General features: G+C 72.3%; 11 protein-coding genes. 4 read left to right on the top strand and 7 right to left on the bottom strand.

Annotation, left to right across the window (positions count from 1 at the left end):
- Positions 1 to 2: 2 nt before the first annotated feature.
- Positions 3 to 1,151: a pyruvate dehydrogenase (acetyl-transferring) E1 component subunit alpha gene (gene pdhA, locus AQJ54_RS33210; RefSeq protein WP_062025772.1), complete on the bottom strand. Its 1,149-nt coding sequence runs from the start codon at positions 1,149 to 1,151 to the stop codon at positions 3 to 5.
- Between the two features lie 499 nt (positions 1,152 to 1,650).
- Here pdhA and AQJ54_RS33205 point away from each other — a divergent pair, with 499 nt between their 5' ends.
- Positions 1,651 to 2,670, top strand: a complete 1,020-nt coding sequence (locus AQJ54_RS33205) for a phosphotransferase (protein WP_063806476.1) — start codon at positions 1,651 to 1,653, stop codon at positions 2,668 to 2,670.
- Between the two features lie 125 nt (positions 2,671 to 2,795).
- On the opposite strand, the gene AQJ54_RS33200 is transcribed toward AQJ54_RS33205, so the two are convergent.
- Both AQJ54_RS33200 and AQJ54_RS33195 read right to left on the bottom strand, forming a co-directional pair.
- Complete coding sequence (locus AQJ54_RS33200) at positions 2,796 to 4,352, bottom strand: protein kinase domain-containing protein (protein ID WP_062243597.1); 1,557 nt, start codon at positions 4,350 to 4,352, stop codon at positions 2,796 to 2,798.
- A gap of 399 nt (positions 4,353 to 4,751) precedes the next feature.
- On the bottom strand, positions 4,752 to 5,294 hold the full coding sequence (locus AQJ54_RS33195; RefSeq protein WP_020134267.1) for a bacterial proteasome activator family protein: 543 nt from the start codon (positions 5,292 to 5,294) through the stop codon (positions 4,752 to 4,754).
- Between the two features lie 136 nt (positions 5,295 to 5,430).
- On the opposite strand from AQJ54_RS33195, the gene AQJ54_RS47460 reads away from it, so the two are divergent.
- Complete coding sequence (locus AQJ54_RS47460; RefSeq protein WP_062243594.1) at positions 5,431 to 6,162, top strand: hypothetical protein; 732 nt, start codon at positions 5,431 to 5,433, stop codon at positions 6,160 to 6,162.
- Positions 6,163 to 6,223: 61 nt separating this feature from the next.
- On the opposite strand, the gene AQJ54_RS33185 is transcribed toward AQJ54_RS47460, so the two are convergent.
- Positions 6,224 to 7,204 (bottom strand): NAD(P)H-quinone oxidoreductase, encoded by a 981-nt coding sequence (locus tag AQJ54_RS33185; protein WP_062243591.1) that lies wholly within the window; start codon positions 7,202 to 7,204, stop codon positions 6,224 to 6,226.
- A gap of 159 nt (positions 7,205 to 7,363) precedes the next feature.
- Here AQJ54_RS33185 and AQJ54_RS33180 point away from each other — a divergent pair, with 159 nt between their 5' ends.
- Positions 7,364 to 8,371, top strand: a complete 1,008-nt coding sequence (locus AQJ54_RS33180) for an ATP-binding cassette domain-containing protein (RefSeq protein WP_062243588.1) — start codon at positions 7,364 to 7,366, stop codon at positions 8,369 to 8,371.
- Complete coding sequence (locus tag AQJ54_RS33175) at positions 8,368 to 9,225, top strand: ABC transporter permease (protein ID WP_062243585.1); 858 nt, start codon at positions 8,368 to 8,370, stop codon at positions 9,223 to 9,225. The genes AQJ54_RS33180 and AQJ54_RS33175 overlap by 4 nt, the downstream gene beginning before the upstream one ends.
- Positions 9,226 to 9,280: 55 nt before the next feature.
- On the opposite strand, the gene AQJ54_RS33170 is transcribed toward AQJ54_RS33175, so the two are convergent.
- From AQJ54_RS33170 to AQJ54_RS33160, 3 genes are read right to left on the bottom strand one after another with little or no spacing between them, the layout of a single operon-like run.
- On the bottom strand, positions 9,281 to 10,387 hold the full coding sequence (locus AQJ54_RS33170) for a potassium channel family protein (RefSeq protein WP_062243582.1): 1,107 nt from the start codon (positions 10,385 to 10,387) through the stop codon (positions 9,281 to 9,283).
- On the bottom strand, positions 10,384 to 11,814 hold the full coding sequence (locus AQJ54_RS33165) for a molybdopterin molybdotransferase MoeA (protein ID WP_062243573.1): 1,431 nt from the start codon (positions 11,812 to 11,814) through the stop codon (positions 10,384 to 10,386). The genes AQJ54_RS33170 and AQJ54_RS33165 overlap by 4 nt, the downstream gene beginning before the upstream one ends.
- Positions 11,811 to 12,746, bottom strand: a complete 936-nt coding sequence (locus tag AQJ54_RS33160; RefSeq protein WP_062243570.1) for an NTP transferase domain-containing protein — start codon at positions 12,744 to 12,746, stop codon at positions 11,811 to 11,813. Before AQJ54_RS33160 ends, AQJ54_RS33165 begins: the two co-directional genes overlap by 4 nt.
- Positions 12,747 to 12,874 lie beyond the last annotated feature (128 nt).

Genomic DNA, 12,874 nt, shown 5'->3' with positions numbered 1-12,874 from the left:
GATCAGGCCCCTTCCCCATCCGCGAACGACGCCTGGTAGGCGGCGAACGCGGCCCGCTCCTCGTCGACGAGCGCATGCCCGTCCGCGTACGCGTGCTCGAAGATCGCGAAGCGGTCCGGATCCGGCATCGCCCGCACCACCTCACGCACTCGCCTGCCCAACGCCTCGGACTCGGTCTCCAGTTCCGCGAAGAATCCCTCGTCCGCGTGGTTTGAGGACTCCAGGTACCGGCGCAGGCGCAGGATCGGGTCCTTCGCCTCCCAGGCCTCGCGCTCCTCGTCGGCCCGGTACTTGCTGGGGTCGTCGGAGGTGGTGTGGGCACCCATGCGGTAGGTGTACGCCTCGACGAGCGTCGGCCCCTCACCCGCGCGGGCCCGCTCCAGGGCCCACTTGGTGACGGCCAGGGAGGCGAGGACGTCGTTGCCGTCGACCCGCACACCGGGGAAGCCGAAGCCCTGCGCGCGCTGGTAGAGCGGGACGCGGGTCTGCTTCTCGGTCGGCTCGGAGATGGCCCACTGGTTGTTCTGGCAGAAGAACACGACCGGGGCGTTGTAGACCGCGGAGAAGGTGAACGATTCCGCCACGTCGCCCTGGCTGGAGGCGCCGTCGCCGAAGTACGCGATCACGGCGCTGTCCGCGCCGTCCTTGGCGACGCCCATCGCGTAGCCGGTGGCGTGCAGCGTCTGGGAGCCGATGACGATCGTGTAGAGGTGGAAGTTGTTGCTGTTGGGGTCCCAACCGCCGTTGTTCACACCCCGGAACATGCCGAGCAGGTTGGTCGGGTCGACCCCGCGGCACCAGGCGACGCCGTGCTCGCGGTAGGTGGGGAAGACGTAGTCGTCGTCGCGCAGCGCGCGGCCGGAGCCGATCTGGGCGGCCTCCTGGCCGAGCAGCGAGGCCCACAGGCCCAGCTCGCCCTGGCGCTGGAGGGAGGTGGCCTCGGCGTCGAAGCGACGGGTGAGCACCATGTCGCGATAGAGGCCGCGGAGCTCTTCGGGGGTGATGTCGGCGACGTACTTGTCGTACGCGGCGTTCTTGACGCGCTTGCCCTCGGGCGTCAGCAGCTGAACCAGTTCGGGCTTGGTGCTCGGGGACTTCCTCGTCCCGGCGCTGCGTCGCGGCTTGCGCGCGGCAGTGCTCTCCACGGTCACGTGTGCTCCTCCGTCGGTCCGGCCCCCGGGGTTGCCGGGTGTACCAGTGCGGCTCACCTGTTCCCGACTCCCGTGCCACGGGGTGGGTGCCACTCGGCCGGAACAGGCGTGACAGGTGCCCCGGCGAGCGCCCTGCAAGAATCACGTTACCCAGTGCTCCACATTTCTGTGAAACCCCCTTTGACCTGCGATTTTGCTTGGATTTCCAAGTAAATCGGGAAAGGGCCGAAGGGGCGCTGGTCACAGCCTTGCAGCAGGCCGGAGCAACGGCACGTTATCCCGTCTACCCAGGTCACCGGAAGAGTTTCCGTGTCCGACTTCCGGAGTGCGCGAAGAAGGGGAAATCGGGGCATTTCACCTGGACGGTCGCACGCGGTCCGGAGCGTCACTTCCTGTGCCTACCCTGAACGAATATGACTGTCTGTGACAACGCCCAGCTCAGCGCGGTGTCCCGTGCCCTAGCATCTGGCGCGTGCCGCGCTCTTCTGTACCACCCCCGGTGTCTCACGCGCCCCCGCTGGGCGCTCTCCTCCGCCGGTACTCCGCCGGATCCGCCCTCACCTGCGACCCCGTCGACCAGGGGCTGCTGAACCGCGGCTACCGGTTGTGCACGACCCGCGGCCGCTACTTCCTCAAGCACCACTTCGACCCCGAGACCGCCGCCCCGGAGGCCATCGCCCGCCAGCACCGGGCCACCCAGCGCCTGGCCGACCTCGGTGTCCCGGTCGCCCCGCCGCTGCCCGCCCACGACGGCCGCACGGTCGCGGTCGTCGGCGGCCACGCCTACGCCCTGCACCCCTGGATCGACGGCCGCCACCGCCACGGCGCCCAGCTCAGCACCGCCCAGTGCGGGCGCCTGGGGGCGCTGCTGGGGGTGGTGCACGCGAGCCTGGAGCGCGTGATGCCGACCGGCCGCGCCGCACCGGCCCACCGTGCCGCCCCTGCCTCTTCCCTCGCCGCCGACCCGGAGGTGACCTTCACCGTCATCGACGACCTCCTCGCGCGCGTACGCCGGCACCGGCCCGCCGACTCCTTCGACGAGCTGGCCCGGCACCGGCTGCTGGAGCGGCGGACCCTGCTGGAACAGCATGTGGCGCGACGGCCCCCGCACGGCGGCCCCGTGGGCTGGGTGCACGGGGACTTCCACCCCTTCAACCTGCTCTACCGGGGCGACGCGCCCGCGGCGATCGTCGACTGGGACCGGCTCGGTGTGAAGCCCCGCGCCGAGGAGGCCGTACGCGCCGCCGCGATCTTCTTCGTACGGCCCGCGGGCGCCCTCGACCTGCCGAAGGTACGGGCGTACGCGCGCGCGTACCGGCGCACGGCGGGAGCCACGCCCTCGGAACTCGCGGCGGCCGTGCACCGGGTGTGGTGGGAGCGCCTCAACGACTTCTGGATGCTGCGCTGGCACTACGAGCGCGGGGACACCCGCGCGGACCCGCAGTTCCCGGCGGCCTCCGCGCTGGTCGTGTGGTGGACGCGGGAGTACGACGCGGTGTGCGACGCGTTCGCCGGCTGAGGTCGGCGCCGTAACGGCCCACGCCCACGCCCCGTCAACGGCACGCGCGCGTGGGTCCGTTCACGGACCCACGCGCGCGTGGAGGACTTCAGCGGATCAGGGGTCTCTGTGGAGGACCCAGCGGATCAGGAGTCATCGCCGCCGGTGGGCCCCGAGATGACGCCCCCGCCACCGGTCGGCGGCGCCGTGTCGGTGGGCTCCGCCGTCTCCGTCGGCTCCGCCGTCTCCGTGGGCTCCGTCGCCGTCGCCGTCGGCTCGGTGGGCGTGGGAGTCGGCGAGTAGGAGCGCGTGTACGACGGGGTGTAGGACGGCGTGTAGTTGGAGCCGCCCGAGCCGTTGTCGTCCGAGGACGTCTCGCTCGAGTCGTCCGTCTGCGTCTCGCTGGGCGTCTCGCTGGCCGACTGGTCGTCGGTGGACTTCGAGGTGGTCGCCGTCGGACTGGTCTCGGTGCCGCCGCTGCCCTTGCCGCCGCCGTTGAGCGCCAGCGCGACGCCCGCCGCGATCGCGATCACCGCGAGGACGGCCAGTATCCACAGCTTGCCGCGGCCGCTGCCCCGGTTGCCGTGGCCCTCGAAGCCGCCGTCGTCCCCGCCGCCGTAGCCGCCCGGCAGGATCGGCTGCGGGATCTGGGTGGTGCCGGAGGCGGCGCCGGGGTGCGGGAGCACGCTGGTGCTCGCGAAGCCCGCGGGGGGCGTGCCGCGGCCGTCGTGCGCCGTCACGGGGCCGGTGTTCCAGGTGCCGGTGTGGCCGCCCTGGTCGTACAGCATCTGGAGGCCGTACTGGACGAGTCCGCGCATCTCCTCGGCCGTCTGGAAACGGTCGTCCGGCTCCTTGGCGAGCGAGCGCATGACCAGGCCGTCGAGCTCCGGCGGGACCGACTGGGAGACCTGGGAGGGAGGCGTCGGGATGTCCTGGACGTGCTGGTAGACGACGGACAGCGGGGTCTCACCGGTGAACGGGGGCCTGAGGGCGAGGAGTTCGTAGAGGAGACAGCCCGTCGCGTACAGGTCGGAGCGGTGGTCGACGGCCTTGCCGAGGGCCTGCTCGGGGGAGAGGTACTGCGGGGTGCCCATGACCATGCCGGTCTGCGTCATCGTGGTGGACGCGCCGTGCAGGGCGCGGGCGATGCCGAAGTCCATCACCTTGACCGCGCCGTTGTGCGTGATGATCACGTTCGCCGGCTTGATGTCGCGGTGCACGATGCCGTGCTGGTGCGAGTAGGCGAGCGCCTCCAGGACCCCGGAGACGATGATCAGGGCCTGCTCGGGCCCGGGCGCCTCGGCGTTGAGCAGCAGGTCGCGGATCGTCCGTCCCTCGACGATCTCCATGACGATGTACGGCACCGACTGGCCGCCCACGTAGTCCTCGCCGGAGTCGTACACGGCGACGATCGCGTGGTGGTTGAGGCCGGCCACGGACTGGGCCTCGCGCGTGAAGCGGGCCTTGGAGGTCGGGTCCTCGGCGAGGTCGGCGCGGAGCAGCTTGACCGCCACGGTGCGTCCGAGCCGTACGTCCTCGGCCGCGAACACCTCGGCCATCCCGCCCCGGCCGAGTCTGCGGGTCAGCCGGTACCGGCCGTCCCCGACCAGTCCGCCGTTACCCCACAGCTCCGGCGCATCTGACATTCCGCCGCCAGTCGCCTCGGGGTCGGACGGGCCCTGAGCGCGCTGCTGCTGTGCCATCGGTCCTCGCCGTCGTTTCTGCCCGCGGTGCGCGCGGTGTTGTTACGGTCTCCGTCGGCCACGCTACAGCCTTCGCGCAAGCCGCCGGTCCGGGATGAGCCCGGGGGCCGGCCCGAGACGGACCGGTCATCAAACCTGTACTACGTCTCGGCGTGCAAATCCTGTGTACCGGTGGTGGGCCACCTGTAACGCCCGCGCGACCCATCTTTCCCGTACGGTCACGGAACGGGCACCGCGTCCGACGGGCCGACGGACCGTGTCACGGGTCGGGCTCCGTGTCCAAGGTCACGGAAGAAGAACCCGAACGAGCGCTTCCGGCGCCCGACCTGACAGGAAGGGCCCGGCAGCCGACGCTGCCGGGCCCCTTGGTCGTACGACGTCTACGGGTACGGTCCGCGGCTACAGGTACGGTCCGCCCGAGCGGCCGCCCGCGCGCGGGTCACCGCCCTCCTCGTGGCCGCCGACGCCCGGCGGGAGAGCGCGGCGCATCGACTCCAGCTGGGCCCGCGCGGCCATCTGCTGGGCGAACAGGGTGGTCTGGATCCCGTGGAAGAGGCCCTCCAGCCAGCCCACCAACTGGGCCTGCGCGATGCGCAGTTCCGCGTCGCTCGGGGTCGCGTCCTCGTTGAAGGGCAGGGAGAGCCGCTCCAGCTCCTCCACGAGCTCCGGGGCCAGACCGTCCTCCAGCTCCTTGACCGAGCTGGAATGGATCTCCTTGAGGCGGGCCCGGCTGGCCTCGTCGAGGGGAGCCGCGCGCACCTCTTCGAGCAGCTGCTTGATCATGCTGCCGATCCGCATGACCTTCGCGGGCTGCTCGACCATCTCCGTGACCGGAACCTCGCGGGAGTCGTCGTCACCCCCGCCGCCCAGTGCCATCCCGTCCTGACCCACGACCAGGATCTGGGGGCTTTCCGGCGAACCTTCGTTCCTCGGCATCTCCATGCGGCCATTCTCTCGCACCCGTACCTCTCACCGGTGGGGTGCCCCCGGTGCGGGCTGATCCACCGTTCCGGCTGCGGATCCACACCTGCGCCTCTCCCGGAATGCCGGTCGGTGACCTGAATGCCAGTCTTGTCCCGTGACTCCCTGGCTGCACGCGACGGTACTGGCGCTCGTGGTGGGGTCGAGCACGGCCGTCCTGCCGTCCGGGGGATGGCCCACGGGCACGATCCAGCCGTACGACGCCGGGCCCCGGCCCCTGCTGTCGGCCGTCGGCGCGACCTCGCCGGGCGTCTTGCAGCGGCCGCTGCCGCCCCTGCGGCTCTCCGCGCCCACGCACGGACCAACTCATCGGCGGGCGCCGGGCACGGCTGGGCCCAGCCCGAGCGCCTCCCCCTCGCACCCGGCGTCTGCCCCGCTCGCGGAACACGAGCCGAGGAACAGCCCGACCCCCTCACACCCCGCCGACTCCGCACAGGCCCACGGCCCCCACCGGGCCTCCCCCTCGCCCTCCCTCGCGCCCGCCCCGTCCGCCGCCACCCCCTCCCGCGCCGGCAGCCGGGCCGGCGAGGGGCGGGAGCGGCCCGGGCGGCGTGAGGAGCCGCCACCGGAGGACGACGACGCCACCGACGCGACGGGGGACGGCACCGACTCCACCGGAAACAGCACCGACTCCACGGGAAGCGCCACCGATGACGGTGACCTCACCGCCGTGTCGGAGCCGCCGCGCGCGACCGCCGCCGCGGCCGCGCCGCGGGGTGCGGCACAGACCGCGGCCAAGGTGTTCATCCTGCCGCTCGGCACCGGGCTGGTACTGATCGGCCTGGGGATCGGCCTCGCCCTGTTCGCCCTGCGGCTGCGCCGGGGTTAGGACCGGCGGTCAGGACATGAGGAGGGGGTCTGCGGTCAGGGCGTGACGAGGGGACCTGAGGTCAGGGCGTGACCAGCAGGACCTTGCCGATGTGGCCGCTCTCCTCGACGACCCGGTGCGCGGCGGCCGCGTCGCTCATCGGCACTTCCCGGTCGACGACGGGACGCACGTGCCCGGCGTCCAGCAGCGGCCACACATGCTCCCGCACGGCCGCCACGATCGCCGTCTTCTCGGACGTCGGCCGGGCCCGCAGCGAGGTCGCGCTGATCGCGGCCCGCTTGTTGAGCAGCGCGGCGATGTTCAGTTCGCCCTTGACGCCGCCCTGCATGCCGATGATCGCGAGCCGCCCGTTGACGGCGAGCGCCTGGATGTTGCGGTCGAGGTACTTGGCGCCCATGTTGTCGAGGATGACGTCCGCCCCGGCACCGTCGGTCGCCTTCTTGATCTCCTCGACGAAGTCCTGCTCCCGGTAGTTGATCAGGATGTCCGCGCCGAGCTCGGCACAGCGGTCCAGCTTGGCCCGCGTGCCCGCCGTCACCGCGACCTTGGCGCCCACGGCCTTCGCGAGCTGGATCGCCATCGTGCCGATGCCGCTGGAGCCGCCGTGCACGAGGAGCGTCTCGCCGGGGCGCAGGTGGGCGACCATGAACACGTTCGACCAGACCGTGCAGACCACCTCGGGCAGCGCGGCCGCCCGCGTCACGTCGAGGCCCTTGGGCACCGGCAGCAGCTGCCCGGCCGGTACGGCGACCTTCTCGGCGTAGCCGCCGCCCCCGAGCAGTGCGCACACCTCGTCGCCGACGGCCCAGCCGGAGACCCCGGGGCCGAGCGCGGCGATCCGCCCGGAACACTCCAGACCGGGGTAGGGGGAGGCACCGGGCGGCGGGTCGTAGAAGCCCTGGCGCTGGAGGATGTCGGCACGGTTGACGGCCCCGGCGACGACGTCGACCAGGACCTCGCCCTCACCGGCCACAGGATCCGCCACCTCGTCCCAGACCAGCGCCTCGGGCCCACCGGGTTCAGGAATCGTGATCGCATACATGACACCGACGCTACCCGCACGCGGCGCCGCACCCGCCCGACCACCCTCCCCGGCACCCGGATGGCGCCCGCTCCGAAAAACCCCGTGCGTCACCGATGAGTTCGCGCGACGGCAAAGGTCTCCCCATGCGTAGCCCAAGCACGCGGAAGGAACCCGCCCATGAGCCAGCACACGTCAGCCCTGGCGATCGAGACCGCGGGCCTCGTGAAGACGTTCGGTGAGACCAGGGCCGTCGACGGGGTCGACCTGGCGGTGCCGGCCGGCACGGTCTACGGCGTCCTCGGCCCGAACGGCGCCGGCAAGACCACCACCGTGAAGATGCTCGCCACCCTGCTGCGGCCGGACGGCGGCGAGGCCCATGTCTTCGGTCACGACGTCGTCCGCGAGGCCGACGAGGTCCGCGGCCGGGTCAGTCTCACCGGCCAGTACGCCTCCGTCGACGAGGACCTCACCGGCACCGAGAACCTGGTCCTGCTGGGCCGTCTCCTCGGCCACCACAAGAAGGCCGCCCGTGAGCGCGCCGGCCGGCTCCTGGAGGCGTTCGGGCTGTCGGAGGCCGCGGCCAGGCAGGTCAAGCACTACTCGGGCGGCATGCGGCGCCGTATCGACATCGCCGCGTCCATCCTCAACACCCCTGACCTGCTCTTCCTCGACGAGCCCACCACCGGGCTCGACCCGCGCTCCCGCAACCAGGTCTGGGACATCGTGCGCGCGGTCGTCGCCCAGGGCACCACCGTCCTGCTGACCACGCAGTACCTGGACGAGGCCGACCAGCTGGCCTCCCGGATCGCCGTGATCGACCACGGCAAGGTGATCGCCGAGGGCACCAAGGGCGAGCTGAAGGCGTCCGTGGGCGCCGGGACCGTCCATCTGCGCCTGCGCGACAGCGGCCGTCGCCCCGAGGCGGCGGAGATCCTACGGCGGTCCCTGGATGCCCGGGTGCAACTGGAACCGGACCCGGTCGCGCTGTCGGCCCGGCTCGGCTCGGCGACCGGCGACACGGCCGCCGAGCAGGCCTCGCGGGCCCTGGCGGAACTGGCCCGCACTGGCATCACCGTCGACAACTTCTCGCTGGGCCAGCCCAGCCTGGACGAGGTGTTCCTCGCCCTCACCGGACACCCCACCGATGACACCGACGACACCGACGCCGAGGAGATGGCGGCATGAGCACCGTGACCCAGCCTCACGACAGGGCGGCGAAGGACCTGGCACCCGTCAGCGCCGAGTCGCTGGCCGCGCTGCTGGTCACCGGGGAGCGGCCGCCTCGCCCGAGCGCGCTGTCGGCCTCGCTGACCTTCGGCTGGCGGGCGATCCTCAAGATCAAGCACGTGCCGGAGCAGCTCTTCGACGTCACGGCGTTCCCGATCATGATGGTGCTGATGTACACGTACCTGTTCGGGGGCGCTCTGGCCGGCTCCCCGAAGGAGTACATCCAGTTCCTGCTGCCCGGCATCCTCGTCATGTCGGTCGTGATGATCACGATGTACACCGGTGTCTCGGTCAACACCGACATCGAGAAGGGTGTCTTCGACCGGTTCCGCTCGCTGCCCATCTGGCGGCCGTCGACGATGGTCGGCTATCTCCTCGGCGACGCCCTGCGCTACACCATCGCGTCGGTGGTGATGCTCACCGTGGGCGTGATCCTGGGCTACCGCCCGGACGGCGGGGTCGGCGGTGTGCTCGCCGGGATCGCGCTGCTCGTCGTCTTCTCGTTCGCGTTCTCGTGGATCTGGACGATGTTCGGGCTGCTGCTGCGCACCGAGAAGTCGGTGATGGGCGTCAGCATGATGGTGATCTTCCCGCTGACCTTCCTGTCCAACGTCTTCGTCGACCCGAGGACCATGCCGGGCTGGCTCCAGGCGTTCGTCAACAACAGCCCCATCACCCATCTGTCCTCGGCGGTGCGCGAACTGATGGCGGGCGACTGGCCCGCCGACGAGATCGCCTGGTCGCTGGGGTGGGCGGGCCTGTTCGTCGCGGTCTTCGGGCCGGTCACCATGCGCCTGTACAACCGCAAGTGACCAGCCCGAAAGCCTCGATCTCCGGTGATCGGATCGAAGGCCCGACCTCCGGTGATCAGCTGGACGGCATCGGGGGCAGCGGGCGCGCGTCGGGGGTCACCTGGGCTCCCGGCGACACCCGCACGATGGTGATCAGCCGGTCCGTCAGTTCCAGCGTCCCGACGGCCGGATCGTCGTAACCGAGCACCCGGTGCCCGCGCAACACGCTCACCACCAGGTCGTCCGTGTGCCGTGGGGTCCGGCCCACCTCGGCCTTTATGACCGGCCGTTCCACGATGTCGAGCCCGCTGCCCTGATGGATCAGGTCCTCCATCACCATGCCGGCCGCGGGACTGAGCACCGACAGACCGAGGAGCCGGCCGGCCGCGCTGGCGCTGGTGATGACCGCGTCGGCCCCGGACTGCTTGAGCAGCGGCGCGTTCTCCTCCTCGCGCACCGCGGCCACGATCTTCGCGGCCTTGTTGAGCTGCCGGGCCGTCAGCGTCACCAGGACCGCCGTGTCGTCCCGCTGGGTGGCGATGATGATCTTCCGGGCCTTGTGCACCTCGGCCCGTTTCAGCACCTCGCTGCGGGTCGCGTCCCCTATGACCCCGGCGTAGCCCTCGGCGGTCGCGGCCTCGATGGCCTTGCCGCTGGGGTCGACCACCACGACCTGCTCCTTCTTCAGGCCCGTCGCGCAGACGGTCTGGATCGCGGAACGCCCCTTGGTTCCGAAGCCGATCACTACGGTGTGGTCGCGCAAGGTGGACCTCCAGCGGTCGAGTCGCCATGCCTCCCGGGTGCGTTCGGTGAGAACCTCCAGCGTGGTGCCGACCAGGATGATCAGGAACAGCACCCGCAGGGGCGTGATGACGAAGATGTTGGTGAGCCGGGCGGCGTCGCTGACCGGGGTGATGTCGCCGTATCCGGTCGTGGAGAGCGTGACGGTCGCGTAGTACCAGGAGTCGAGGAAGTCGACGGACCGGTCGGAGTTGTCGTTGTAGCCGTCGCGGTCGAGGTAGACGATCAGGGCCGTCGCCGCGAGTACCAGCAGGGCCATCAGCACCCGCTTGGCGACCTGGCGGAACGGATGCTCCACCACCTTCCGCGGCAACTTCACCTTGTGGGTCACGAGATGCTCGTCCGCCTGGCGGGCGATGGCGTCATGGCCCGGAAGTTTCACGTGAAACACACCCCGATTCCGGCGGACGCCCAGGGCAGATCGAGCAGTTCGGCCTCCTGCCCCGCCCGCGCGCCCCCGGGCGGTACGACGGCCAGGGCGTCGGCGGCCGCGATGCCCCGCAGCATGGCCGGACCGTTGTAGTGCAGCGGCACGGCACTGTCGCCGCGCAGGACGACCGGCACGAGCCGGGTGTCGTACGGGTGGCCGTGCGCCTCGTCCCGCAGGGGCAGCGTGTACGGCTCCGGGGCCGGCCGGGCGGCCAGGGTGCGCAGCAGCGGCTCGGCGAGCGTGAGCAGGCCGGAGACGGCCGCCAGGGGGTTGCCGGGTAGCCCGACGAGGTGCTGGTTCTCCTTGGTGCGGGCCAGCAGCATGGGGTGGCCCGGACGCACCTTCACCCCGTCGACCAGGAGCTCTGCGCCGATGCGCTCCAGGGTGGGGTGGACATGGTCGACAGGGCCGGCCGCGGTGCCGCCGGTCGTGACGATCACGTCGGCCGTGGAACCGCTGACCGCCTGGTGCAGGGCCTTTGCGGAGTCGCCGAGCCGCCGTACGGCGGTCACCTCGGCGCCGAGCGCACGCAGCCAGGGCGGCAGCATCGGGCCGAGGGCGTCCCGGATCAGGCCGCCCCGCGGGGTGCCCTCGGTGAGCAGCTCGTCGCCGAGGACGAGGACGTCGACGCGGGGGCGGGGAACGGCGGTGAGGGTGTCGTAGCCGGCGGCCGCGGCCAGGCCCAGGACGGCCGGGGTGACGAGGGTGCCAGGAGGCAGGAGCTGGTCGCCGCTGCGGCACTCCTGGCCGCGCGGGCGGATGTCCTGCCCGTGCGTCACCTCGCGGGTCGCGTGCAGCCGGCCCTTCTCGTCCAGCTGCCCGTGCTCGCTGCGCAGGACGCCGGTGGTGTCCGCCGGGATGCGGGCGCCGGTGGCGATCCGGGCCGCCTCGCCGTCGGCCAGCGGGGCCGGCTCGGCGTGTCCGGCCAGGACTCCCTCGTCCCGGACGGACCAGGGGCCGGGTCCGGAGACCGCCCAGCCGTCCATGGCGGAGGTGTCGAAGGAGGGGAGGTCGGTGAGGGCGTCGAGGGGGGCGGCCAGGGTGAGGCCGAGGGCGTCGTCGAGCCGTACGGACACGGGGGCGCGGCGGGCGCCACGGGTGACCGCGCGGGCGGCCCGGGCGGCGTCGGCGCGGGCCTCGGGCCACGGGGTGGCCTTGTGGTGGGCGTCGGGGCGGTGTGCGGTCGGCGGGCGGTCCACGTGTCCCGTGGAGTGCCGCGGTCCGTGCCCGGCGGAGGTGCCGCCCGGCGCGTGCGGGTGGTCGCCCGGGGCGCGGTCGTGGTCGTTCCTCACGAGGGCCAGCGCCTCCTCGACGTCGAGCTCGTCGGCGTCCTCGGCGGGCCCGGTGTTCTCTCCGGTGTGCAGGGACCGGGCGGTCATCCGGCGTCCGGGCGGGAGTCGGGGGCGGCGTCGGTGTCCTTTTCGGCCTCCTCGGCCCAGCGCAGGGCCAGGGCGGCGGCCTTGCGGGAGGCCTCGGCGACCGCTTCGGGGTCACCGCCCGCCTGTGCGGCCGCGTAGCCGACGAGGAAGGTGGTCAGCGGGGCCGCGGGCCTGGCCACGCCGTGCGCGGCGTCCCTGGCGAGGTCGAGCAGCACCCCGGTGTCGACGTCGAGGTCGATGCCCAGCTCGTCCTTGACTGCGGAAATCCATTCATCCAACACGTGCTCATGCTCCCTGATGCGTGCCCTGGCGGTGGCGATGTCGTCCCAGGTGTCGCAGTCGAAGGACGCGACGGGGTCGGGGACACGGGTGAGGTCGAGCGCGCCGGTGAGCCGGCGCAGGGGGAGGCCGGCGAGGGTGCCGTGCTCCTTGGTGAGCGCGGCGAGTTCATGGCGCAGCGAGGGTGCGCGGTACGCCGCCACCAGCGGCTGGTCGCGGCCGTCGGCGTCGGTGAGCAGCACGCCGTCGGCGCCGCCCGTGCGCAGGACGGTCAGCAGCAGCCGGACGGTGCCCTCCTGGAGGAAGGGCAGGTCCGCGGAGAGCACCAGGACGTACCGGGCGCTGGTGTGCCGCAGACCGGCGTCCAGGGCGGCCAGCGGGCCGCCGCCGGGCGGGTCCTCGCGGGCCCAGGTGATCTCCCGGACCGTGGGGCGGGGATCGGCGACGACGACGGTGGTGCGGGCGTCGGCGCACGCGGCGAGGACCCGGTCGAGCAGGGCCCGTCCGCCCACCCGCACACCGGGCTTGTCGGCGCCGCCGAGCCGCCGGGCGGCGCCCCCGGCGAGCACGACCACGTCGTACGCGGCTGCGGTCCCGGGGGTGCCCGGTGTGCCCTGGGGGTCCTGGGCGTCCGGGGGCTCGTACGCGGTCACCCCCCGAGTATGCGTGCCGCCGCGATCACAGGGAACGATCGGGCGGCGCCGTGATCCGCGTGTACGGCCGCCGGGCCGCGCTCACGGGGTGTGCCGGCCGCACTCACAGGGGGTGCGGCCGGTGCTCA

The organism is Streptomyces griseorubiginosus (assembly GCF_001514195.1).
Taxonomy (GTDB): domain Bacteria; phylum Actinomycetota; class Actinomycetes; order Streptomycetales; family Streptomycetaceae; genus Streptomyces; species Streptomyces griseorubiginosus.
Note: the sequence above shows the minus strand (reverse complement) of the source record. Positions and strands in the feature narration are given on the sequence as shown.